Origin of the sequence: Actinoallomurus sp. NPDC052308 (assembly GCF_040679195.1) — a bacterium.
In the GTDB taxonomy this organism is placed as follows: domain Bacteria; phylum Actinomycetota; class Actinomycetes; order Streptosporangiales; family Streptosporangiaceae; genus Actinoallomurus; species Actinoallomurus liliacearum.
On sequence record NZ_JBFAUM010000031.1, the window covers coordinates 36,715 to 58,903 of the forward strand.

Annotated in this window: 20 protein-coding genes and 1 pseudogene; 11 read left to right on the top strand and 10 right to left on the bottom strand. The window is 73.1% G+C overall.

Annotation, left to right across the window (positions count from 1 at the left end; genetic code table 11):
* Nucleotides 1–87 precede the first annotated feature (87 nt).
* From AB0L00_RS39350 to AB0L00_RS39375, 6 genes are all read left to right on the top strand, one after another.
* Nucleotides 88–456 carry a hypothetical protein gene (locus AB0L00_RS39350; protein ID WP_364442662.1) on the top strand — a complete coding sequence of 123 codons (369 nt, stop codon included), beginning with the start codon at nt 88–90 and terminating at the stop codon, nt 454–456.
* Entirely contained in the window at nt 456–1,478 is a 1,023-nt protein-coding gene (locus AB0L00_RS39355; protein ID WP_364442664.1) for an FAD:protein FMN transferase, read from the top strand. The genes AB0L00_RS39350 and AB0L00_RS39355 overlap by 1 nt, the downstream gene beginning before the upstream one ends.
* On the top strand, nt 1,475–2,236 hold the full coding sequence (locus AB0L00_RS39360; protein ID WP_364442665.1) for a ferric reductase-like transmembrane domain-containing protein: 762 nt from the start codon (nt 1,475–1,477) through the stop codon (nt 2,234–2,236). The genes AB0L00_RS39355 and AB0L00_RS39360 overlap by 4 nt, the downstream gene beginning before the upstream one ends.
* Entirely contained in the window at nt 2,233–3,549 is a 1,317-nt protein-coding gene (locus tag AB0L00_RS39365; protein WP_364442667.1) for an NADH-ubiquinone oxidoreductase-F iron-sulfur binding region domain-containing protein, read from the top strand. The genes AB0L00_RS39360 and AB0L00_RS39365 overlap by 4 nt, the downstream gene beginning before the upstream one ends.
* A 2-nt stretch (nt 3,550–3,551) precedes the next feature.
* Nucleotides 3,552–3,755 carry a ferredoxin gene (locus tag AB0L00_RS39370; RefSeq protein ID WP_364442669.1) on the top strand — a complete coding sequence of 68 codons (204 nt, stop codon included), beginning with the start codon at nt 3,552–3,554 and terminating at the stop codon, nt 3,753–3,755.
* Nucleotides 3,756–3,963: 208 nt separating this feature from the next.
* Complete coding sequence (locus tag AB0L00_RS39375) at nt 3,964–5,172, top strand: AbrB family transcriptional regulator (protein ID WP_364442671.1); 1,209 nt, start codon at nt 3,964–3,966, stop codon at nt 5,170–5,172.
* 318 nt (nt 5,173–5,490) lie between these two features.
* On the opposite strand, the gene AB0L00_RS39380 is transcribed toward AB0L00_RS39375, so the two are convergent.
* The 7 genes from AB0L00_RS39380 to AB0L00_RS39410 form a co-directional block, all read right to left on the bottom strand.
* Nucleotides 5,491–6,057: a rhodanese-like domain-containing protein gene (locus AB0L00_RS39380; protein WP_364442672.1), complete on the bottom strand. Its 567-nt coding sequence runs from the start codon at nt 6,055–6,057 to the stop codon at nt 5,491–5,493.
* A gap of 95 nt (nt 6,058–6,152) precedes the next feature.
* Entirely contained in the window at nt 6,153–6,938 is a 786-nt protein-coding gene (locus tag AB0L00_RS39385) for a sulfite exporter TauE/SafE family protein (protein ID WP_364442674.1), read from the bottom strand.
* Entirely contained in the window at nt 6,935–8,119 is a 1,185-nt protein-coding gene (locus tag AB0L00_RS39390; protein WP_364442676.1) for a rhodanese-like domain-containing protein, read from the bottom strand. The genes AB0L00_RS39385 and AB0L00_RS39390 overlap by 4 nt, the downstream gene beginning before the upstream one ends.
* Nucleotides 8,116–8,604 (bottom strand): Crp/Fnr family transcriptional regulator, encoded by a 489-nt coding sequence (locus AB0L00_RS39395; RefSeq protein WP_364442678.1) that lies wholly within the window; start codon nt 8,602–8,604, stop codon nt 8,116–8,118. The genes AB0L00_RS39390 and AB0L00_RS39395 overlap by 4 nt, the downstream gene beginning before the upstream one ends.
* A complete protein-coding gene (locus AB0L00_RS39400) occupies nt 8,597–9,694 on the bottom strand; it encodes a 4Fe-4S dicluster domain-containing protein (protein WP_364442680.1) in 1,098 nt (365 codons plus the stop codon). Before AB0L00_RS39400 ends, AB0L00_RS39395 begins: the two co-directional genes overlap by 8 nt.
* A gap of 90 nt (nt 9,695–9,784) precedes the next feature.
* Nucleotides 9,785–12,553: a GNAT family N-acetyltransferase gene (locus AB0L00_RS39405; RefSeq protein ID WP_364442682.1), complete on the bottom strand. Its 2,769-nt coding sequence runs from the start codon at nt 12,551–12,553 to the stop codon at nt 9,785–9,787.
* A gap of 85 nt (nt 12,554–12,638) precedes the next feature.
* Nucleotides 12,639–13,070, bottom strand: a complete 432-nt coding sequence (locus AB0L00_RS39410) for a universal stress protein (RefSeq protein WP_364442684.1) — start codon at nt 13,068–13,070, stop codon at nt 12,639–12,641.
* 303 nt (nt 13,071–13,373) lie between these two features.
* Here AB0L00_RS39410 and AB0L00_RS39415 point away from each other — a divergent pair, with 303 nt between their 5' ends.
* The 4 genes from AB0L00_RS39415 (at nt 13,374) to AB0L00_RS39430 (ending at nt 17,017) form a co-directional block, all read left to right on the top strand.
* The gene (locus AB0L00_RS39415; RefSeq protein ID WP_364442686.1) at nt 13,374–14,309 is read left to right on the top strand and encodes a helix-turn-helix domain-containing protein; all 936 of its coding nucleotides are present in this window, start codon (nt 13,374–13,376) and stop codon (nt 14,307–14,309) included.
* 119 nt (nt 14,310–14,428) lie between these two features.
* A complete protein-coding gene (locus tag AB0L00_RS39420; protein ID WP_364442688.1) occupies nt 14,429–15,001 on the top strand; it encodes a CGNR zinc finger domain-containing protein in 573 nt (190 codons plus the stop codon).
* Nucleotides 14,998–15,453 (top strand): protein-tyrosine phosphatase family protein, encoded by a 456-nt coding sequence (locus AB0L00_RS39425; RefSeq protein WP_364442689.1) that lies wholly within the window; start codon nt 14,998–15,000, stop codon nt 15,451–15,453. The genes AB0L00_RS39420 and AB0L00_RS39425 overlap by 4 nt, the downstream gene beginning before the upstream one ends.
* A gap of 103 nt (nt 15,454–15,556) precedes the next feature.
* Nucleotides 15,557–17,017, top strand: a complete 1,461-nt coding sequence (locus AB0L00_RS39430) for an aldehyde dehydrogenase family protein (protein WP_364442690.1) — start codon at nt 15,557–15,559, stop codon at nt 17,015–17,017.
* Here AB0L00_RS39430 and AB0L00_RS39435 read toward each other — a convergent pair.
* A pseudogene (locus AB0L00_RS39435) lies at nt 17,005–17,415 on the bottom strand (transcriptional regulator); the annotation flags it as partial. The gene AB0L00_RS39430 and the pseudogene AB0L00_RS39435 sit on opposite strands and share 13 nt — an antisense overlap.
* Nucleotides 17,416–17,438: 23 nt before the next feature.
* On the opposite strand from AB0L00_RS39435, the gene AB0L00_RS39440 reads away from it, so the two are divergent.
* Nucleotides 17,439–17,651, top strand: a complete 213-nt coding sequence (locus AB0L00_RS39440) for a hypothetical protein (protein WP_364442692.1) — start codon at nt 17,439–17,441, stop codon at nt 17,649–17,651.
* Here AB0L00_RS39440 and AB0L00_RS39445 read toward each other — a convergent pair.
* Both AB0L00_RS39445 and AB0L00_RS39450 read right to left on the bottom strand, forming a co-directional pair.
* A complete protein-coding gene (locus AB0L00_RS39445) occupies nt 17,641–20,121 on the bottom strand; it encodes a protein kinase (protein ID WP_364442694.1) in 2,481 nt (826 codons plus the stop codon). The two genes, AB0L00_RS39440 and AB0L00_RS39445, sit on opposite strands and share 11 nt — an antisense overlap.
* Before the next feature lie 145 nt (nt 20,122–20,266).
* The gene (locus AB0L00_RS39450; protein WP_364442695.1) at nt 20,267–22,189 is read right to left on the bottom strand and encodes a hypothetical protein; all 1,923 of its coding nucleotides are present in this window, start codon (nt 22,187–22,189) and stop codon (nt 20,267–20,269) included.

Consider the following 22,189-nt stretch of genomic DNA (forward strand, 5'->3'; position numbering starts at 1 on the left):
GAACGACTTCTTCACACTTCGGGCACGGCTTTCGAACATCCCGCCGATGACACTCGAATCTGAGCGCACGTCAAGGGGGAACGAACGATGCAGCATCCCGAACGTTCACGCCGGCGCCGTCGCGACACCGGCCTGAACCAGGTGACGTCCTGGACCCGCCGAACGGTCGGCGTCGGTGTCGTCCTGTCCGGCCTGCTGACCGCCGGCCTGGCGCACCTGATTCCAGGGCAGGCCGCCGACCGACCGCACGCCGGGCCGGCTGCTCCGCCGCCCTCGGAGCAGCCGGGCACGCCGTCGACCACGAACTCGTCGCCGTCCGCCTCGACCGGCTCCTCCGCCTCCGCGCGACCGCACCGGACCCACCGCCACCACCTCACTCCGCCCGCGACCGCGCCGGCCGCTCCGCCGAGCGCCCCGGCCCGGCGGCCGACGCACGCGACCTCGGGCGGCTCGTGATGACGGGCGTACTCAGCTTCCCGATCTGGGGCACGACGGCGCGGCTCGTCGTCACCGACCCGAGGCGGCTCGACGCGGCGCGGGCGGCCCTCGACGTCGAGCTCACGGCGATGGGTGCGGCGTGCGACCGGTTCCGCGACGACTCGGAGCTGTCGCGGCTCAACACCGCGGGCGGCCGGCCGGTCGAGGTGTCCGCCCTGTTCGCCCAGACGCTCAGGCGTGCGCTGGAGGTTGCCGAGGCGACCGATGGCGCGGTCGACCCCACCGTCGGAGCCGCGCTGGTGGCCGCCGGATACGACCGGGACATCGCGGAGGTGCGCCGCGGCGGTCCGGCGCCGCGCCTGGTCCGGCGGCGGGTCGCGGGCTGGCGCACGGTAGGGCTCGACGCGCAGGTCGTACGGCTGCCCCGCAGTGTGCGACTGGATCTGGGCGCGACGGCGAAGGCGCTGGCCGCCGACCGGGCCGCCGCGCGGGCGTCCGCGGACACCGGCTGCGGGGTGCTCGTCGGGCTGGGCGGCGACATCGCGGTCAGCGGGCCACCGCCTGAGGGCGGCTGGCGGATCCGCGTGAGCGACGACCACCGCGACGACGGCTCGGACGGCTCCGGTCAGGACGTCGTGATCACCACGGGGGGCCTGGCCACCTCGTCGGTGACCGTACGGCGCTGGCGGCGCGGCGACCAGTGGCTGCACCACATCATCGACCCGGCGACCGGCATTCCCGCCGCCTCCTGCTGGCGTACGGCCAGTGTGGCGGCGGCCACCTGCGTGGATGCCAACGCCGCCGCGACCGCGGCCCTCGTCAAGGGCTGGGGAGCGAGCACGTGGCTGGTCGGTCTGGGACTGCCGGCCCGCCTGACCCGTCTCGACGGGCGCGCGTTCGCTCTGGCCGGGTGGCCCGAGGAGGCGGCCGTGACGGTCCTGGGCAGCCCGGCGAAGGCGGTCGTGGCCGCTGCGGAAGGCCGGGGGAAGGCGGCCGGCCCGCCCGCGGACGCGCGGTCGGTGGGCGGGCAGGCGCGATGAACCTCCTGTGGTACGCCACACGCGCGACCGGAGAGGTCACGCTGGTGTTCCTCACGGTCGTGCTGACGCTCGGCGTGCTGTCGGCTCTTCGCGTCGGCGGGCGGCGGGTGCCGCGGTTCGTGCTCGCCGGGCTGCACCGCAACCTCACCCTGGCCGCCCTGGGCTTCCTCGCCGTGCACATCGCGACCACGGTCGCCGACTCCTACGCGCCGATCGCCCTGACCGACGTCGTCGTGCCGTTCGGCTCGGCGTACCGGCCGATCTGGCTGGGCCTGGGCGCCGTCGCCTTCGACCTGATCGTCGTCCTCGCGGCGACCAGCCTGCTGCGGACGAGAATCGGCTACCGCCGTTGGAAGACGCTGCACTGGGCGGCGTACGCCTGCTGGCTCGCCGCCTTCGTGCACGCCCTCGGCACCGGTTCGGACGTCCGGTCATCGCTCTTCCTGCCGCTCGCCGGGGTCTGCGCCGCCGTCACACTGGCCGCGGTGGCCTGGCGGCTGGCGGCCGCGGGGCCCGGCAATGTCGGTCTGCGGGCCGGGACCGGCCTGCTGACGCTCGTGACGGTCCTGGTCGTCGGTGCCTGGACCGTATCCGGTCCGCTGGCGAGCGGCTGGGCCCGGCGCTCCGGCACGCCCGCCTCACTGCTCGGGAGCGCGAGCACCTCGGGGACGGGGACGACCGACCGTCCGCCGGTCCCACCGTCGACGCGGGCCACGCCATCGGCCGATGAGGGCGACGAGAGAGGGGACGGAGAGTGACCACGGGAACGGCGACACCGCACGCCGTACGCCTGCTCGCCGGATATCACGCGCTGGGCCGGCGGGCGGGGCTGGGCGACCACCTGGCACAGTACGGCGCGCCGCCCCTGGCCGCAGCGGACGCCTCGTTGATCCGGGCGGTCGAGGAGTCCGGGCTGACCGGCCGTGGCGGCGGCGGGTTCCCGACCGGCCGCAAGCTTCGCTCGGTGGCCGCCGGACGGCGGTCCGCCGTGGTCGTCGTCAACGCCGCCGAAGGCGAACCGGCCAGCGGCAAGGACCGCGCGCTGCTGACGGTGGCACCACACCTTGTGCTGGACGGGGCCGCGCTCGCCGCCGGCGCCGTCGGCGGCCGCGAGATCGTGGTGTGCGTGCACGCCGAGCGGGACCCCGGTGAGGGCCCGGATGCCGGCGAGCGACGAGGCGGAATCACCACCCTGGCGGACACGGTCCGGCGCGCGGTCGCCGAGCGCGAGCAGGCCCGGCTGGCGCCGGTGCCGATGCGGGTGACCGCCGTACCGCCCCGCTACGTCGCCAGCGAGGAGACCTCCCTGGTCCGCTGGATCGACGTGGGCGATGCCCGGCCGTCCTTCACGCCGCCCCGCCCCTTCGAGCGCGGCGTCGGCGGCCGGCCGACGCTTGTCAGCAACGCCGAGACTTTCGCGCACATCGCGCTGATCGCGCGTTACGGTCCCGGCTGGTTCCGATCGTGCGGCAGCCAGGAGGCACCGGGCACGGCCCTGTTCACGGTCTCGGGCGCGGTCACTCGCCCCGGTGTGGTCGAGGCACCGCTCGGCACGCCGGTCGGTGAGGTCCTGCGCCTGGCCGGCGGCCCGTCCGAGCCGTTGCAGGCCGTGCTGGCCGGCGGGTACGGCGGTACCTGGCTGGCTCCGGAACTGCTGGACATCCCGACGACGCCGTCGGCGTTCAAGGCCGCCTGCCTCGCGCTGGGACCGGGCATCCTGGTCGCGCTGCCCGAGCGGGCGTGCGGCGTGGCGGAGTCGGCACGGGTCCTGGCATGGCTCGCCGCCGAGACGGCCGGGCAGTGCGGGCCCTGCGTCCACGGCTTGCCGGCGATCGCCGCGGACTTCGCCGAGATCGCGGCCTGCCGGGCCGGCACGGAGCTGTACCGCCGACTCGACCGGCGGCTGTCGGTCGTCCCGGGTCGCGGTGCCTGCCGCCACCCGGACGGTGCCGTACGGTTCGCGGCCAGCGCCCTGCGCGTCTTCGGACGGCATCTGCGGGCCCACGCGCGTGCGAAGGGCTGTCTGTTCGCCCAGTGGCCGTCGATCCTGCCGATCCCCGAGGGGTGGTGATCATGCCATGGCGGCTCAAGGTCGACCCGATCGCCTGCACAGGGCACGGCCTGTGTGCCGAGCTCCTTCCGGAGACGATCGACCTGGACGAGTGGGGATACCCGATCGTCGGAACCTTGCCCGACCGGCTGCTGCCGCTGGCGCGCCGCGCGGTGGCGGACTGTCCCACCCTGGCTCTGCTCCTCGAACGCGGCCGCACGCACTGACCGGCGGGTCGAGACCTTGAGGGAATGGGACGCCCGCCAGCGAACGTTCCCACTGGCGTCCGTCTGCCGGCGGCACAGATCGGCTGCCGGTCACGCGCGTTGATGATCTTCCGCGCCGACCGAAGTGCAATCCCCCTCACGGAGAAATCAGGTAGTGGTCAACGTCCCTTTCCCGGCATCGTATCGATCTTCGTTCCACCGGCGTTGGGTGCGGCTGGCCGTCATCCTTCTGGCTTGCGTGGCAGGAGAGGCCGCCGAGTCGGTCGTGCCCGCCTCGCATCTGCTGATCCCCCTGCTCGTCGGATTCGCGGCAGCGATCAGCGGACTCGTCGCCGGCCAGGTCCCACCGCGGGTCAATCGCGTCTCCCACGCCGTCCTCGGGGTGATGATCGGTGCCTCCCTGAACCCGGTGGCACTGCACCAGTCAGCCGGAGCGATCGTCCCGCTCGTCGCTGTCACGGTGATGACCGTGCTGTTCAGCCTCGCCGCCGCGGTGGTGCTGCACCTGGCCGGCCGGATCGACCGTGCCACGGCGTTCCTGAGCATGGTCGCGGGAGGATCCGCCGCCGTGGTCTCCTGTGCCGAAGACCTGGAGGCCGACGCGCGGATGGTCGCCATCATGCAATACCTGCGCGTTGGCTTGATCGCCGCCACCGCTCCGGTACTCGCTGGCTGGCTGCTGACCTCACCCGGTCAACCCGCCGATGCCGGTCACGCCGCTCCGCACACCTGGTATCCCATATCCGGTCCGCATCAAGGCGCCGGACTGGCTCTGGTGGCGGTCGTCGCCTTCGCCGGCGTGGAGGTCGGCCGCCGACTCCGTCTGCCCAGCGCCGGGCTGCTGGGGCCGATGCTGCTCGCGGCGGCACTCACCGCCACCGGGGCCACCGCCGGGTTCGCTCCCTCCGGGGCCTTGCGGAGCGCGCTGTTCACCATCATCGGCCTCGATGTCGGCCTGCGGTTCACCCGATCGGCCATCACCCGGATGCGACGGGTCCTGCCGCTGGCACTGGCCTGCACCGTTGCCGTGAGCGTCGCCTGTGCCGCCGTGGCCTGGCTGCTGTCCAAGCTGGCACACATCCCGCTGCTGGACGCCTATCTGGCCACCACACCCGGCGGCATCAACGCCGTCCTGGCCACCGCCGCGACCTCCCACGCCGACATCTCTTTGATCTCCAGCGTGCAGAGCCTGCGCCTGTTCGCCATGGTGCTGCTCGCCCCACTCCTCATCCGCATGATGGCGCGGTGGAACGACCGGGGTCGACCTGGTCGGCCACCGGCTACGGGGGTCGTGCCGGCGGTTTCTCGTCGAGCGGGGAGGGGCGCCGGGGCTATGTGCCTGACAGGTCACGGCGCAGGCGGGCGACCAGCGCCCGCAGCCGCTGACGCATGCCGCCCGGTTCGAGCACCGGGCTGATCGTCTGAGCACGTTCCCGGCGGCGCCCTGCACGACGAAGGCGTTGGCCGCCTGCGGCCCTGGGCGAGTTCGATCCGGTTCGCCAGATGTCGGGGGTGATCTCGGGGGGTGATGCCGCCTCCACCTCATGCCGGATTCGGTACCGATGGACCGGGAGGTGGCACCCCTCGGCGGCAAGCTGCGCCTGCAAGAGTTCGTCTTCGGTGGCCGGTTGCCGCGTCATGACGAAGCGCCGACCGTCGCTCGCCAGCGTGAACAGCGGGTGGTGTCGGTGCGGGAGGTCCCCGCCGCCGGGGGCGGCCGGCGGCGGTCGCGGCGTCAGCCCCGCAGAGCGTTCAGTGTGGCCTGCAGGTCGAACGCGGCGTTGGCGCGCCGGTTGTGCGGGAGCCTGGCGAGCAGCGCCGCCATGCCGCAGGTGTTGGTCAAGGCGGAGAACACCAGCCCGGCGCCGACGGCTGCCGAGATCCAGCGGGCGCCGGGCACGAACAGGTCGACGATCAGACCGAGGACGACCAGCGAGCCGGCGGCGAGCCGGACCTGGCGGTCCATCGCCCAGACCGTCCTACCGTCCGGCTGCCGGTCGAGGGGGCGTCCGTCCTGTGCCCAGGCACTGGTACCACCCACCAGGGTGACGGCGGGGATGCCCGCCGCCGCCAACCGGTCGCAGGCGGTCTGCGATCGGGCGCCGGAGGCGCACACGAGGGCCAGCCCGCCGCGTTCAGCGGCGGCACGCAGCACGGACAGTGCTGGTTGGAGCTGGTCGAGGGGAATGTTGTGGGCTCCTGCTATGTGGCCGCCGGCGTACTCCCCTGGGGAGCGCACATCGATGACCGTGAGGTCGCCGAGGCGGGAGTGCAACTGCTGCGGGGTCATGGTCGAGTTCATCGGGGGTCCTTTGGATCCATCAGGGCGGGAACGGCCGGGTGGTGACCCGGCCGTGCGGGACGTGGCAGGTGAGCACCGGGTGCGGTGGTCGTGGCTCAGCGCAGGGCGTCGACGAGCATGAGCGCGGCGACGGCCAGGAGGGCGATCGCGAAGATCTTCTGGACGGTGCGGGCGGAGAGCCTCTTCGCCCAGCGTTCGCCCTGCCAGGCGGCGAGGACGGCCGCGCCGGTGAAGGGTCCGACGACCGCCCAGGTGATGGCACCGGTGCCGCTCAGCCGGGGTATGAGGGCCGCCAGGGAGTTGGCGCTGATCACCAGCAGGCTGGTCCCGACCGCCTCGGCCATGGGGAAGGCGAGGACGGACACCAGTGCGGGCACGGCCAGGAACCCGCCGCCGACTCCGAGGAGGCCGGTGACCGCGCCGAGGCCGGCGCCCGCGGCGGCGGCCTTGTCCGGCCGCGCCGCGCCGGCTTGCGGGTCGACGCCGGCTCGTTGAACGGTGCCGGTGCGCGAGGCTGTGCCGGCTGCTGAGGCGAGCATGCGCCAGGCGGCCACGGCCGCCAGCAGGGCGAACGTCACGGTGAGCAGCGCGCCGGGGACCCGGGCCGACAGCGCCCCAGCGGCGGCCGCCGCCGGCAGACCCGCCGCGGCGAACAGGGTGCCGGTGCGCCAGCGGACCCGGCCGGCTCTGGCGTGGGTGACCAGCCCGGTCAGGGACGTCACCGCGACGATCAGCAGGCCTGCCGTGGTGGCCCGTGCCGGGTCGAACCCCAGCAGGTAGATCAGGGCGGGAACGGCGAGCATGCTGCCTCCGCCGCCCAGCCCGCCCAGTGCCAGGCCAACCACGCCCCCCGCGGCGAGGGCCAGGATGAGCGCGATCACACGGCCTGCCCCTGCCCCTCCCGGACGACCATGCCGGCGTCGTAAGCCGCGGGGAAGTCGTCGTCGACGGCTACGACCTGACGGCCGGCGGCGTCCAGCAGGGAGGCGGCGATCGCGGCGCGCAGGCCGCTGCCGCAGTGCACCCACACCTTCACGTCCGGGACCTCGTGCAGGCGCTGCTGCAATTGGTGTAGCGGGATGTGCACCGACCCCTCGATGTGTCCCGTGGCCCGATCGGAGGCGCGCCGCACGTCCAGCACGACCAGGTTCTCGCCCCGGGCGCGGGCCTCGGCCAGCTCGGCGAAGGCGGCGCGGGGGTAGGAGCGCAGCGCCGCCGGGTCGGTCGCCCACTCCTCGGGGGCGCCGGTGGCGGCCGCGGCGGGGCGGTCGACGCCCACGCGCACCAGCTCCCGCTGGGCGACGGCGATCTGCTCGGGACTCTCGGCGAGCAGGGTGACCGGCCTGCCCCAGGGGATGAGCCAGGCCAGGTAGGTGGCGAGCTTGCCGTCGAGCTCGAAGTTGAGCGCGCCGGCGACGTGGCCGTCGGCGAAGGCGATGCGATTGCGCAGGTCGACCACCCACTCGCCGGCGGCCAGCCGCTCGGCGATCTGCGCGGCGTCCGCGCGCTGCGGCTCGGTCAGGTCGACCGGGGCCGGGCCTGCGGCGTTGGCCGGGCTCATGTGGGTGTAGTAGGCGGGGACGTCGTCGAGGTCGCCCAGCAGTTCGGCGACGAACGCGTCGACGTCCTTGGTCAGCGCCGTGTTCCGCGCTTTCTCGGCCCCGATCGTGGTGGACTCCCCCTGCGTCTGGGCGGAGGAGCAGAAGCTGCCGAACCCGTGCGTGGGCAGCACCCGCACCTGGTCCGGAAGCCGGGCCAGACGGTGCGCGGAGGCATGCTGGGCGCGGGCGAGCTGTTCGGTCAGCCGAGGATCGACCAGGTCGGGACGGCCGACGGCGCCGATCAGCAGCGACCCGCCGGTGAACGCGGCCACCGGTGTCCCGCCGTCCTCCAGGACGTAGGAGGTGTGGTGCGGGGTGTGCCCGGGGGTGGCCACCGCCCGCAGGCCGGGCCGCACGGGCGGGATCGGCTTGCCGCACGGCCGCAGGACGAGCGTCGCCGTGTCGTAGGTCTCCTCCCGGCGTTCCGTCACCCGGTACCGGACCGGGGTCATGGCCGTCATTCGTGCCGTCCCCACGGCGCGCCGTACAGGTCGAGCAGCCGCATGCGGGTGTTCTGCAGCCGGTCGAGCATGACGGCGGCGAACCGGCGGGTCAGCTCGTATCCCAGTGCCGGATCCTCGGCGCACATCGTGCGTACGGCCCGGGCGTCCAGGGCGATCGCCCGGACCGGCTCGGCGGCGAGCGCTCCGAACCGCCAGGCGTACGGCGGGAAGAGCCATGACCAGCCGAGCACGGTGCCCCGCCCGAGCGTCTCGACGATCACGGTGCCGCGGCCCGGGATGTGCAGGTCGAGGGAGACCCGGCCGGCCTGGATCAGCCAGAACCGGTCCGCGCGCTGTCCTTCCTCGAACAGGCGGTGTCCGGCGGGGACCTCCACGTACCGCGCCACCGCCGCCAGCCTGTCGATCTGGCGTTCCGGCATTCCCCGGATGAAGGAGTGGCCGGTCAGCGCCGAGCTCGGCAGTGCGGCCGTCCGTTCACCCATGGTTCTCCTCCCGGAGTGCGGCCACCTCTTCGGTCAGGTCGATGCCGACCGGGCACCAGACGATGCAACGTCCGCAGCCGACGCATCCCGAAGAGCCGAACTGGTCGTGCCAGGTGCCGAGCTTGTGGGTGAGCCACTGCCGGTAGCGGCTCTTGGTCGAGGTACGCACGCTGCCGCCCTGCAGGTGGGAGAAGTCGAGGTCGAAGCAGGAGTCCCACCGCTGCCACCGCTCGACGTGGTCCCCGGTCAGGTCGGTGACGTCCTCGACGGTCGTGCAGAAACACGTCGGACAGACCATGGTGCAGTTGCCGCAGGTCAGGCAGCGGGAGGCGACGTCGTCCCAGCGGGCGGCGTCCAGAGTGCCGGCCCTCAGGTCCCGCAGGCCCTCGGCGGGCATCTCCCGGCCCATCCGGCCGGCCGCCGCGTCCACCTCCACCCGCGCCCGTGTCTCGGTCACGACGTCCGCCGTACGGTGCTCGATCCGCGCCAGCAGGTCGGCCCCCGCGTCGGTGCCGACGTCGACGAGGAACCGCCCCTCATCCGCGAACTCGGTCAACGCCAGGTCGTAACCGGAGTCGGCGCCCGGCCCGGTGCCCATCGAGACGCAGAAGCACGTCTCCCCCGGCTCGGTGCAGTTGACGACGATGATGAACACCCCGTCCCGGCGCGCCGCGTAGGCGTCGTCGGTGTGCCGGCCGCCTGCGAGGACCCGGTCGAGGATCCCGATGGCCCGCAGATCGCAGGGCCGCACCCCCAGGAACGCATAGCGCGGCGGCTCCTCCCGGGCCTCGCCGATCTCGAAGCCGTCGTCGGTACGCCGCCCCTCCCACAGCTTGCGCCGCGGCGGGTGCAGGAACGGCTTCCACGACTGCGGCCCCGCCGAGTGTGCGAACGCGGCCGAGTCCGCCCGGCGCCGGATCCGGTAACCGCCCGGTTCCAGCGTGACCCCCCAGCCGTAGGGGGGATCGTCGGCCGAGGCCAGCTCGGCCAGGACGATCGCCCGGTCGCGGACCGTCGGACCGATCACCGTGTAACCCGACTCGACCAGCGCGGCGTGCAGTCCCGCCACGCCATCGAGGATCCACGCCATGGACACGCCTCCTCGCCGGACGCTCCCCTCTCTTCAGCCTCGCCACGTCGTCCTCCGGCGGGGAGGGCCCAAAGTCCCCTCTCCCCGGGGTCACTCGGTCCTCCCGCGTCCCTCGGTCTGGCCGGGGGCGGCGGGTCCGGCGGTGCGTATGATCCGCCGCCGGTTCCGGGCGGGCAGCCTGGGCTCAGGCTCAGCGCAGCCGTCGAAGGTAGGGGTCCCACCGCCGGCACGGCACGACGCGGACCCGCGCGTCGACGGCCACGAGGCGACGTCCGGATGATCGTCGGCGAGCCGGGCGAGGCGCAGCAGGACGTCCTCCAGCGCCGGGGCGTCCACCGCCGGCGCCCCACGGTGGCCGAACAGCAAGGGCGCGCCGCGCACCGAGCGGACCAGCTCGGCGGCGTCCACGTCGGTGAGCGGGGTGAGCCGGGCGGAGCGGTCGCCCAGCACCTCCGTGGCCACTCCGCCCAGGCCGAAGACGACCAACGGCCCGAAGACCGGCTCCTGCATGATCCCGCAGAGAGTCTCGACCCCGCCGGGTGCCATTCGCTGCACCAGCACCGCCCTGAGCCGATCGCCGAACCGGGCGGCCAGGTCCTCGTAGGCACGCCGGACGTCGGCCGCGCCTCGCAGGTCCAGCCGGACGGCGCCGGCGTCGCTCTTGTGGACGATCCCCGGTACGTCGGCCTTCAGCGCGACGTGATCGCCGAGTTCGGCCGCGGCGCGTACGGCGTCGTCGGCGCAGGTCGCCGGCCGCCATTCCGCCAGGGGCAGCCCGTAGGCCTCCAGGAGCTCCATCGTGTCGGCGAGCGGGAGCCAGCCGCCCTCGGGAACCTCCTCGAGGAGGCGACGGGTGATCCGGGTGACCGTGTTCTCGCGTACATCGGGGAGGCGCGGTTCGGTCCCGGCCGGACGTTCGAGCCATCGGCCGTGGGAGCGGGCGCGGGCGAGGGCGCGGGCCGCGTCCTCGGGGAAGGCGTAGGAGGGGACACGGCGTCCATCGAGCCCGTACCGGACGCGCACGGATTCGGGCTGGCCGAGGACGATCGCCGCGAGCGGCTTGGCGGCTCCCCCGGCCACCACGGCGGAGGCCAGGTCGGAGACGGCCGTCGGGGCGACCAGGGCGAGGACGGCGTCCACGCCGTCGTCGGCGGCGACCAGGTCCAGGCAGCCGGTGAACCGTTCGGAGTCGATCGCCGCGGTGGTGTCGACCGGGCCGGCGCAGGCGGCCCCGCCCGGCAGCAGCCGCGTCAACTCCCGGACGGTCTCCTCGCCCAGTGCCGCGGCGGTCAGGCCGGTGTCCGCGCAGGCGTCCGCGGCCAGCACGCCCGCTCCGCCGGCGTTCGAGACGATGGCGACGCGGTCCCCGGCCGGTATCGGCTGGTGGGCGAGCAACGCGGCGGTGTCGAGGAGTTCGCCGAGGCCGTGCGCCGCGATGATCCCGGCCTGCCGGAACAGCGCCTCCTGCGTCACCGTCGGGGTCGCCGCCGCGGCCGTGTGCGAGACCGCCGCCCGCCGCCCGGCCGTCGACCGCCCCGCCACGACGGTGAGCAGCGGCACGCGGCGCCCGACGCGCCGGGCGGTCCGCGCGAACTTGCGGGGGTTACCGTACGACTCGACGTGCAGGACGCCCAGGCGGGTCGCCGGGTCCGCCTCCCACCACAGCAGAAGATCGTTGCTGCTGACGTCGTACTTGTCCCCGGCGGAGGCGAAGGACGACACGCCGACGTCCAGCCGGGACAGATGGTCCCGGAGCGCGATGCCCACCCCGCCGGACTGTACGACGACCCCGGCCGCGCCGGGCCGTACCGGCAGCGCGGCGAACGTCGCGTCGAGCCGTACCGCGCTGTTGGAGACGCCCAGACAGTTGGGCCCCACCAGCCGCATGCCGTACCGCCGGCAGGTCGCGAGCAGGGCGGGACCGTCACCGCCCGACGTGATCACCACGAGGGCCCGGACTCCTCGCAGGCCGCACTCCTCGGCGACCTGGACCACGGCCTCCGGGGGCACCGCGAGCACGGCGAGTTCCGGCGCTTCCGGCAACGCGGCCACCGAGGGCGCGCACGGCACGTCCGCCAGCCGCTCCCCTGCCCGGGGATTGACCGCGTAGACCGTTCCGGGGAAACCACCGGCGACCAGATTGCGCAGGATCGCCGCGCCGACCGATCCGGGACGGCGGCCGGCGCCGACCACCGCCACGGTCGCCGGGCACAGCAGGTGACCGAGGCTGGCGACGTCCGCTTGACGCTCACGCTCGGCGACGGCGGCGAGATACCGCGCGTCCGCCGCCAACGGCATCCGCACGTCGACCACGCCACCGGCGAGATCGTGCCGTACGGCCAGTCCCGCGGTGGCGAACACGCGCAGCATCTCGACGTTCTGCGCCAGGGTGTCGGCCCGGAACTCACGGATCCCCCGGGAGCGGGCCAGCGAGACCATGTGCTCCAGCAGCAGGGTGCCGACCCCGCGGCGGTGCATCCTGTCCGCCACGGCCATCGCGATCTCCGCGACGCCGGGCTCATCCGTCGGCTCGTAGTTCGCGACGCCGACGAGTTCGGCGCCGAGCCAGGCGCCCAGAACGGCATGGGCCGGTCCGGGTATCCGGCACAGCCGTACGGACATCTCTTCGGTGAGCCGCGGGCCGAGACCGAAGAAGCGGAGATAGAGATTGTCCGGCGACATGCCATGGTGCAGGTCGCGGACGGCGTCGAGGTCATCCGGGCGGATCTCGCGGACTTGGATCGCCGTGCCGTCGGTGAGCAACGCGAACGTCGGCTCCGTCGACGCGCGCTCCGGCACGGCCGCCTCTCCGCGCGCGGAGCCACCGCCCACCGCGCCTGCCCGCACTCGTTCGGCCATGTTCCAAGCCTCGACCGGCCGAACCGTCCCGTCAGCGGGCCGAGGTCACCGAGGCGTAGGAGCTTCGGCCCGTGCCGGAGCCTCGTCAGCCTCGGGGGCGTGACGGGACGACGACGACCGGGCAGTCGGCGTGGTGAGCGCATTGGCTGCTCACCGAGCCGAGGAGCAGCCGAGCGAACCCACCGTGCCCCCGCGATCCGACGACCAACAGGTCGGCGCCAGCGGAGGCGTTCAGGAGCTCCTCGGCGGGAACGCCGGTGATCGCCCGTACCTTGATCGACACCTCATGCCCCGCCGCGGCCTTGTCCGCCGCCGCGCGCGTGACGTCGCCCATGGCCTGAAGCGCCTCCCGGTCGACCGGCCCCAGCATGGGAGCGCCCGCACCGACGGTCACCATGCGTGGGACCACGGTCACGGCCGTCACCGGAGCCTTCCACCGCTCGGCCTCCGCGACGGCCCACTCCAGCGCCACCCGCGCACCGGCCGATCCGTCGAAACCCACCACGATCTCCGCCATCACCGCCTCCTTACGCACCGGCGAGGCAGCCCATCGGGGTGCCCCACGCCACCGCTTCGTATCGAGTCCAGACGACTGAACCGCCGGTGCCCAGGGGCCTTCGGGCAGGGTTACCGGGACCGACGCCCCTGGTGAGGCCGATGCCCGGCCCGACGGCCTGCCGAGGTGAGAGCCGGGTGCCGGACATGCGTCCCGACAGGACGGTGAACCGGGCCGGGCCGCGGAACGTCTCAGGTACTGACCGGCAAGGGTGAGGCTTCCCCGGCGGGCCGGGGCGGGCCGGGGCGGGACGAAGGGACCCTCATGGGGGCGTGGTCACCACTGCCGGACACCCTCGAACCTCAGGTACGGCACCTGACGGTGCGGCTGCGTGCTCTGAAGGACAGGACCGGGCTGAGCCTGGCCGCCTTGGCGCGCAAGACCTCCTGCAGCAAGTCCGCGTGGAGCCGTTACCTGGGCGGCCAGGTCCTGCCGCCCAGGGACGTCGTCGCCGCGCTCGGCGCACTCGCCGGGGCCGACGAGGCACCGTTGATGGCGCTCTGGGAACTGGCCGAGGCCGCCCGCAGCCGCCGTGACGGCACCACGCCGCCGGCCGTCCCGACCCGCGAGGGGCAGCGGACCGGGCCTGACCCGGATGACCGCTCCGCCCTGGCCGAGGCGGACCCGGACGACCGCCGCGCCCTGGCCGAAGCGGACCCGGACGACCGACCCGCCTTGGCGGGGCCGTCGCCGAGCGGGCCCGAGCGGCCGCGCTCGGGCAAGCGAGCCCTCGCCGTGGCCACGGGCGCGGCCGTGCTCGCGGTCGGCGGGCTGACCACGGCGTTAGCACTCACCTCGTCGACCTCACCGCGCGCCGGACGCATCGCCTCGCCTGGACCTCCGACGCCCGCTGCGACCTCCCGCTGCCACCGCCACGACTGCACCGCCGCCGTACTGGGCTGTGACCGGGACGCGGTGACGACCGCGGCCCTCCCGATCGGCCACGCCGATCTTGAGATCCGCTACAGCGCGGCGTGTAAGGCGGCCTGGGCGCAGCTGACCGGCAGCCACCGCTACGACCGCCTGGAGTTCACCGGCGGGCCCCACACGCGCACGGTCAAGGCGAAGGTCCGCGTCGGCACCGGCGCCGTCACCCCTGTCGTGGCCGTATCCGGCCCGAGTACCGGCGTCGCCTGCGTCCAGCTCTCCATCGGCACGCGCCGATGCACCCATCCTCCCGCCGGCAGCGGATCCGGCTGACGGCTGCGCAGCGCGGTTCCGGGACGGCGTCGCGACCGTCTCCGGAAACGGGCGGTGGTCGTGCCGCCAACCGGGCGTAAGGGTTATAGCGTTGCTATACCTATTACGAGGAGGTACCGGTGCAGATCCCCGTCGACGACTACGCGTGGGGCGTGGCGGTCGCGAACGACCTGGTCGCCACCTCCCCCACCGTGCGGGCCGGCGGTGACGCGCTGCCCGACCCGATCGCGTTGGCGGACTTCCTCGCCGAACACCGACTGCGGAGAGACGACCCGCCCACCGACGAGGACGTCCGGCAGGTGCATCTCCTGCGGCGCGAGGTGCGGGGGATCATCGAGACCGAGACCGGTGAACAGGCCGTCGCCGGCGCGACCGTGCTGATCCGGCGCGCCGGACTGTCCCCGACCCTGGAACGGGCGGACGAGGGGCGGTGGGAGTGGCGGGTCCCCACCGCGCCGGGAGCCTGCCTCGCGGACGAACTGGCGGTGCTCGTCGCCGTCGGCGTTCTGGGAGTCGTGCGAACGCTGGGGCACGAACGTTTTCGTCCCTGCGCGGCCCCCGGCTGCCGAGGGGTCTTCGCCGACATCAGCCGGGCCGGACGCCGCCGCTACTGCACGCCCGGCCTGTGCGGCAACCGCGTCAACGTCGCCAACCACCGCGCACGCCAACGCGAATGGAGCCCGATCCGATGAACACATCGCCGCTGCCCGGTAGCGTCCGCCTGCCCGACGGCACCTACATCCGCGGCCGTGGCCTGCGCCATCCACCGCCCGAAGGCCCCACGCCCGACCTCGGCCTCTACCTCGGGTCCGGTCGGCTTCGCCGCCGCCACCAGGCCGCGTTGCCCTGGCCCCACACCTGGATCGACTGGCCCGACTTCCTCCTGCCCCGCGACCCCCACGAGGCCATCCGGCAGATCCACCACCTGCACGAACGGGCAAAGGCCGGCGCGCCGGCCGAGGTCGCGTGCGGCGGCGGCGTCGGCCGTACCGGAACGGTCATCGCCTGCCTGGCCATCCTGTCCGGAGTGGCCCCCACCGACGCGATCGCCTGGACCCGCGAACACCACCACCCCAAAGCCGTGGAAACCCCCTGGCAACGCCGCTGGGTGTTTCGTTTCCCACGGGTCGTCCCTGACCACTGAGAGGCCCTTCCCGCCAGATCGCCGCTGCCGAGCGGGCGAACGCCTGGAACACCGGAATACTCTTGCGTATCCTCTGGGCCCCCGCCCCTCGACAAGGAATCCCATGACCATCGCGCGTGATCTGTTCATCGGCGGTAAGGACGTGCCCGCCCGGTCCGGCCGCACCACCCGGGACGTCGCCCCCTATACCGGCGAGGTGTACGCCACCGTGGCCGCGGCGGGGGTCGAGGATGTCACCCTGGCCGTGGACGCGGCCGACTCCGCGTTCGAGGACTGGGCCGCCGTGCGTCCGTTCGCCCGGCGGGCGATCTTCCTCAAGGCCGCCGACCTGCTCGAAGAGCGCGGCGAACAGGCCGCCGAGCTGATGGCCGGCGAGGTCGGCGGCACCCGGCCATGGGCGTACTTCAATGTGGCACTCGCCGCCGACATGCTGCGCGAGGCCGCCGCCTCGATCACGGCGCCGCGCGGCGAGGTGCTCTCGGCCCAGGAGGACGGCGCCCTCGGACTCGCGGTCCGTGAGCCGGTCGGCGTGGTCGCCGCGTTCTCGCCCTGGAACGCCCCCCTGATCCTCGGCGCCCGCGCGGTCGCCGCCGCGCTCGCCGCCGGTAACACCGTGGTGTTGAAGCCCAGCGAGAACGCCCCGCTGGCCTGCGGTCTGTTCATCGCGGACGTGCTGCGTGACGCCGGGCTGCCCGACGGCGTCATCAACGTGATCACCAACGACCCCGCCGACGGGGCCGGCATCGCCGAGGCGCTGATCGCCGACCCGCGCGTCCGCGCGGTGAACTTCACCGGCTCCACCGGTGTCGGCCGGATCATCGGCACCCATGCCGCGCGGCATCTGAAGCCGGCGGTGCTCGAGCTCGGCGGCAAGAACGCCGTCATCGTCCTGGACGACGCCGACGTGGACTACGCGGTCGACGCCGCCGTCTTCGCCGTCTTCATGAACGCCGGACAGATCTGCATGTCCGGTGACCGGGTGCTGGTGCATGAGTCGCTGGCCGAGGAGTTCACGCGAAAGTTCGTCGCCAAGGTCACCGCGTTGCCGTCCGGCAGCCCGATGGAGCCGGCCACGGTGATCGGCCCGCTGATCGGTCCGGAGGCCGCGCAGCGCGTCGCCGCGCTGGTCCGGGACGCGGTGGACAAGGGCGCCACCGTGCTGGCCGGAGGCGGTGAGCCGGACGGCGCCGTCCATCCGGCGACGGTGCTGACCGATGTCCCCGAGAACGCCGATCTCCACTACACCGAGGCGTTCGGGCCGGTCTGCGTCCTGCGACGATTCTCGACCGATGACGAGGCCGTCACGCTGGCCAACGACACCGACAACGGCCTGTCCGCCGGGATCATCACCGAGAACGGCAGCCACGGGTTGCGCGTGGCCCGCCGCGTCAAGACCGGCATCGTCCACGTCAACGACCAGTCCGTCGCCGACGAACCGCAGGCGCCGTTCGGCGGTTTCAAGGCCTCCGGCTACGGTCGCTTCGGTGGCCGCTGGGGCCTCGAGGCCTTCTCCAACACCCGCTGGGTCACCCTTGCCACCCAGCACGCGCACTACCCGTTCTGAGGTCGGCCGTCCGAGGTCGGGGCGTGGTCCTGGTGGTCGGCCGGCTCGGTCCGGCCGGAGGTGGCGGCCCAACTGGCGAGGAGGCTGAACGCGTCGTGGGCGGGGGTTTCCGGATCGGCGCTGAAGGCGGTGAGGGTCAGGCCGGGGTCGGCGGGCAGGGGCATGGCCTCGAAGGGGAGGGTGAGGTCCCCGACGACGGGGTGGTGGAAGTTCTTGACGCCGGTGTGGTGCAGACGCACGTCGTGGGCGGCCCAGAGTGTGCGGAATTCCTCGCTGCGGGTGGCGAGTTCGCCGATGAGGTCGGTGAGGGCGCGGTCGTACGGGTCCCGGCCGGCTTCGGTGCGTAGCAGGGCCACGGTGGTGTGCGCGGATTCTCCCCAGTCGGGGTAGAAGTCAGCTGTGCCAGGGCGGCAGGGTCGGGGTGGCCCCGACCCGCAACCGGATCGCCCTGCAGATGGTCAAGGACGTCCTGGAGGAGGCGAGCTTCGAGGCCGCCCCGGTCCGTGCCGTTTCCGGCCGGATCGGGCAGGCGGCCTCCAGCCTCATCGACCGGCTCCGTAACCGAGCCCAGAACGAGCATCCGGAATACCGCACGAACCGCGTACGACCACTCGTGGGGCCGGTCACGTGGTGAGGTCCGTGGCGGGCCGCTGCCGACCTGGGTCGTCCGTCGGGGCGGGCCGGGGATTCGCCGACGATGTTGCCGGCCCGATCCGCGTCGTGGTGGCGCCGAGGTCATGCCCCCTCCACTCCGGCACCGATTCGATCGCCCGCTGGAAATCGCCGGAGGCGGGGAAGCGGCTTTCCGGCTCCTGCTCGAGGGCACGGGCCAGCACCTGGCGGAACTCCCCGGAGACCGGAACGTCGGAAAGGTCGACTCCGGTGGTGATGATTGCGTAGAACATCTGCTCGATTGTCGGCTGGTCGAAGGGGCGGCGGCCGACCAGGGCGAAGTAGAGGACCAGCCCGAGGGCGTACTGATCGGACCGGGAGTCGGGGTCCATGCCTTTGATCACTTCAGGAGCCAGGAAACCGGGGGTTCCGATGACCTGTTTGGTCTGGGTCACCGTCGCCCCTTCGCTGCCTTCGGTCCGGGCGACGCCGAGGTCGATGATGACCGGACCGCGTTCCGCGGACATGATCACGTTGTTGGGTTTGAGGTCCAGACGGACGATGCGCTCCCGCGCGAGGTAGTCGAGCGCGCCCGCCAGGCCATGCCCTACGCGGGCCGCCTGCGAAGGGGACAGCGGACCGGAGTTGATGACCTGTTCGTCGAGCGTGGGGCCCTCCAGTAGTTCCATGACGATGGCCGGGCCCATCTCCCGGTCGTGAACGACGTCGTGCACCTGGACGATCTGCGCGTGCTGTAGCCGCCTGGTGATCCTGGCCTCGCGTTCGAGCCGGGCCACCGCGATCGGGTCGTCCTTCATCGAGCCGCGCAGCATCTTGACCGCCACCGGTCGGCCCAGCATCAGGTCCCGGCCGCGATAGACGGTACCCATGCCGCCCTGGCCGAGCATGTCCAGCAGCTCGTAGCGGCGGCCGAGCGCTCTGGCCGGCCGACCGGACGGCGGTTGCGTCTCGTCCCGCCAGGAGGTCGGTGGCGGGGGCGCGGGCAAGGCTCCGTCCGCGGGCCGCTCCGACTCGTACTGCGCCGCGAACCCCTGCAGCGACCGCTGGACGTCCTCGGCCAACCGGAACACCTTCATTCCGGACTCGGCCACGTCTCCGATCATCGTCGCGGAGGCATTGATCTCTCGGACGACATCCAGGACGCCGCTCTGCGCCAGATGATCCAGCAACCGGTCGACGTTGCGCCGTGACAGCCGCAGCAGTGGATCGAACTCCGCCTCATCGCCTTCCCGGAGAAGATCTGTGGCGCTGAACGGCTCGCCCTCGCTCCGCAACACCCAGTCCAGTACGTAGTAGCCGCCCAGTCGCCAGCGATCCTCGTCGATGGCGACGGGGAAGAGCCGGTCTCGCCCACCGCCTTGGATGTACTCGCGCAGCACGTCCTCGAGCCGGGCGTAGAACTCCACGCGTTCCATCTCGGTGTCGCCCACCCGCAGATGAGGTACGTCGTCCTCCCACACGACGAACCCGTTCAGCTCCTGCAGCAGGCGGCGCGGAACGCCGCGCGCCTTGAACCGCAGATACTGCGCCAGCGACAGCAGCTCCCCGGCGTCCGGTGCCGGACCCGCGTCCGAGTCCACCACGGAGTCGATGAGCACATCGGCCGCGTCCCAACTGCATGGGACGTACATCCGCCAGCCGAAGACGCTCTCGTACACGCCGTTCCCACGTGCCGCGTCACGGACGGCACGGTCGTGCAGGTCCGGCCCCGCGACGATCAGGAAGTGCACGCCGGGCATCGTCAGCACGTTCTTGAGGCCGCTCAGCATGGCCTCGATGGCCGCCAAACCCTCGGTGTCCACCGTCAGCTTGTCGACCTCGTCGAGCACGATGACCAGGCGCAGGCGGGTGGTCTCGTGGCGCGGCCACGGCCACAGGCGCCGGATTCCCGACCGCGGCTCCGGTGCGAGCTCGGTCTGCTGGTCCAACAGCGAGACGATGCGCATGAGGTCGTGCTCGACATCGGTCTCCGAGTACGCGAGAAAGGCCGCCTCGCTGGCCATCGTGGACGTCCGCTTGGCCGAGAGGTTCAGCTTGGGCACGACATGGTCGACGACGGTCTTCGCACCCCGCCCGCTGCCAGCGCCCACGTCCAGCGCGGCGGTGCGCTCCCGCGCCTCGGACTGCGTCTCCTTGAACGACAATGAGGTACGCATGTACGCCAGCAGCAGCGGCCGCCGGGTCGCCGGCGGCAGCCGGTCGAGCACGCCCGAGTCGCTCAGCGTCTCGAAGACCCGCCGCACCACCGCGAACAACAGGCGTTCGGTCGTGGTCGACCGCGCCACGCTCAGGCTGACGACCAACACCACCTCATCCGGCGGGCCCTGCGCCACGATCTCATCCAGCGCCCGCAACACCAGCGTGGACTTGCCCACGCCGCGGAACCCCGTGATCAGGAAGGTGCCGCCCCGGGAGTGCCGGATCCTGCTACGCAGCTTCCCGATCAGCGACGCGTCACCGAGTTCGGGCAATGCGGCCTCACCGGCTCGCAACGGCTCGTGTACGTACCGGAACGAGCGCCGCAACGGGACATTCAACAAAGTGGCCTGCCTCATGACCGAGTCGTGACCGCAGGCTAACTCAAAGAGCACCGGGAAATGCCGCGGCGCTCGGGTCTCATCGGACACGGCCTACGCGCAAGGGGATGGGCATCGGCGCGGTCTCCATGGTGACCAGCAGCCCCGTCGCGGCGCCCCAGAGTAGGGCGAGCAGAGCGGCCAGGTAAGTCGCGGTGATGGCACCCGGCCCACTCGTACGCCGGGGGCCGGCGAAGGCCAGGAGGACGCCGAGCGCGGATCCGGCCTGAGCCAGCCGCACACCACGCTCGCTGACCGGCCGGGCCGCCGCGACCGCCCGCAGGACGTACCAGACGTCCCCGGTTCGGGCACGGCAGATCAGGTCCCCCGACCAGCACGTCGCGCTGCCGGGAGCCGGTACGGCGACCCCGACGTCGGCGGCGGCGAGCGCGGCGCAGTCGGCCTCGGAGACGACCAGCACCGTCTGTCCCTCCTCCTGCAGCCGCCGTACGTGCGCCGCCAGGCCGGTGCCCGCGCCGAGCATCTCGTCGGCGAGGGGGCGGAGGTCGGCGACGTTCGCCCGGTCGGTGAGGAACACCTTGGCGCCGGTCGCACGCGCCGCGTCCAGCACGGCGCCGGCGGTCGGGGCCGGAAGGTGGCCGCTGCGGAGGACGGCCGAGTCGATGACGATCGCCGAAACCCGGTCGAGCCGCCGGTACGCTCCCGCGTCGAGCGGCAGGATCCCCCGTCCGGCGAGTCTCCAGGCGGTCACGGCGGCGAAGCCCTCCCGCCCGTACGTCGCCGCCTTCGGCACCATAACGAGGATCGTGTCGCCGGCGCGGCCGGGCTGCCTGGTCAACGCCAGAGTCGCCGCGGCCGCGCCGAGAGCCGCCGACTCGACCACACGGCACCACTTCTCGACGGGCCCGCCCGGCCGTGGTCGCGGCCGCGGCGGGCCGTCCGGAGCCTCGGCGGGCACGCACGCACTGCCGGAGCAGAGCTCGGGCTCGCGTCGTCGCCAGACCTGGCGGCGGGACCAGGTCTCGCCGAGCAGCAGGGAACGGTAGAGCGCGTCGACCGCGGGCGGGAGGATGCCGGCCGACATCCCGTGGACGACGGCGTTCGCCAGCGCCAGCACCAGCTCCGTCTCGATGGGCCCGATCCGGTGGTCGATCCTCCGGCGGACGCCGGGCGACAGATCGGGAAGAGCCAGCGGCAGCCGGATCCAGCGCGGAACGGGCGGCAGAGCGAACACCTTCTCCGCGACGGCGGCGAGCACCGCGACACAGTCGACCGCGAGTTCGGTGGTCGCGACGGCGATCGGCGCGCCATCGCCGGGGTGCGCGGGCCGCGTCCAGGAGAAGCCCTCCTCGCTGGTCCCCCGGTCGTCTTCCACCTTCCGGATCGTGGCCAGCAGCCGGTCGACGCCCACCCTGCGTTCGTCATAGGCCACCAGCATCTGACCGGTGACCGCGTTGATCTCCGCCCAGCGCACGCCCCGCAAGTGACGTACCGCCGCCGTGGCGTGACCGGCCAGGTCGCGTGCCTCGCGGCCGTCACCGTCGATTCCGCGTACGTCGATGTACGCGTGACCGTGTTCGGCCCATACCTGCCGCCGCTGTCTGCGCGGATGGAGATCGAGCAGGGCGCGGCCCGCCCCCAGGGCGTTCCGCGGCACGCCGGTGACCAGCCCGACCCCCCGCCGCACGACGCTGGTCGTCGCGGCCTCCTCGCGGGCCGCCACCGGGAGCTCCACTCCCGGCAGGACCGAACCGGCGGCGATTGCGGCGGCACCCACCGTTCGGAGCGGGATCGAACCGGTCGACGCCGCGAGGCTCAGCCCACCCTTGGCCGCCGCCGTCATGCCCCTCGCCCCCAGGAGCGCGGCACCGGTACCCGCCCGCCGTCCTGCCTCTCGAATCATCCGGGCGCTCGTCAGGGCCGCCCCCGCGACATGGCGAGGCGTCGAGGGCGGGAACATCCGCGACAGCGTGCTGAACGACGGCAGCACCGACCGCTCCAT

Coding starts and splice junctions, on each gene's coding strand:
- AB0L00_RS39425 (WP_364442689.1), top strand. CDS start 14,998: ATGAACACATCGCCGCTGCCCGGTAGCGTCCGCCTGCCCGACGGCACC.
- AB0L00_RS39395 (WP_364442678.1), bottom strand. CDS start 8,604: ATGGGTGAACGGACGGCCGCACTGCCGAGCTCGGCGCTGACCGGCCAC.
- AB0L00_RS39380 (WP_364442672.1), bottom strand. CDS start 6,057: ATGAACTCGACCATGACCCCGCAGCAGTTGCACTCCCGCCTCGGCGAC.
- AB0L00_RS39360 (WP_364442665.1), top strand. CDS start 1,475: ATGAACCTCCTGTGGTACGCCACACGCGCGACCGGAGAGGTCACGCTG.
- AB0L00_RS39430 (WP_364442690.1), top strand. CDS start 15,557: ATGACCATCGCGCGTGATCTGTTCATCGGCGGTAAGGACGTGCCCGCC.
- AB0L00_RS39415 (WP_364442686.1), top strand. CDS start 13,374: ATGGGGGCGTGGTCACCACTGCCGGACACCCTCGAACCTCAGGTACGG.
- AB0L00_RS39450 (WP_364442695.1), bottom strand. CDS start 22,189: ATGGAGCGGTCGGTGCTGCCGTCGTTCAGCACGCTGTCGCGGATGTTC.
- AB0L00_RS39410 (WP_364442684.1), bottom strand. CDS start 13,070: ATGGCGGAGATCGTGGTGGGTTTCGACGGATCGGCCGGTGCGCGGGTG.
- AB0L00_RS39390 (WP_364442676.1), bottom strand. CDS start 8,119: ATGACGGCCATGACCCCGGTCCGGTACCGGGTGACGGAACGCCGGGAG.
- AB0L00_RS39370 (WP_364442669.1), top strand. CDS start 3,552: ATGCCATGGCGGCTCAAGGTCGACCCGATCGCCTGCACAGGGCACGGC.
- AB0L00_RS39400 (WP_364442680.1), bottom strand. CDS start 9,694: ATGGCGTGGATCCTCGATGGCGTGGCGGGACTGCACGCCGCGCTGGTC.
- AB0L00_RS39355 (WP_364442664.1), top strand. CDS start 456: ATGACGGGCGTACTCAGCTTCCCGATCTGGGGCACGACGGCGCGGCTC.
- AB0L00_RS39350 (WP_364442662.1), top strand. CDS start 88: ATGCAGCATCCCGAACGTTCACGCCGGCGCCGTCGCGACACCGGCCTG.
- AB0L00_RS39405 (WP_364442682.1), bottom strand. CDS start 12,553: ATGGCCGAACGAGTGCGGGCAGGCGCGGTGGGCGGTGGCTCCGCGCGC.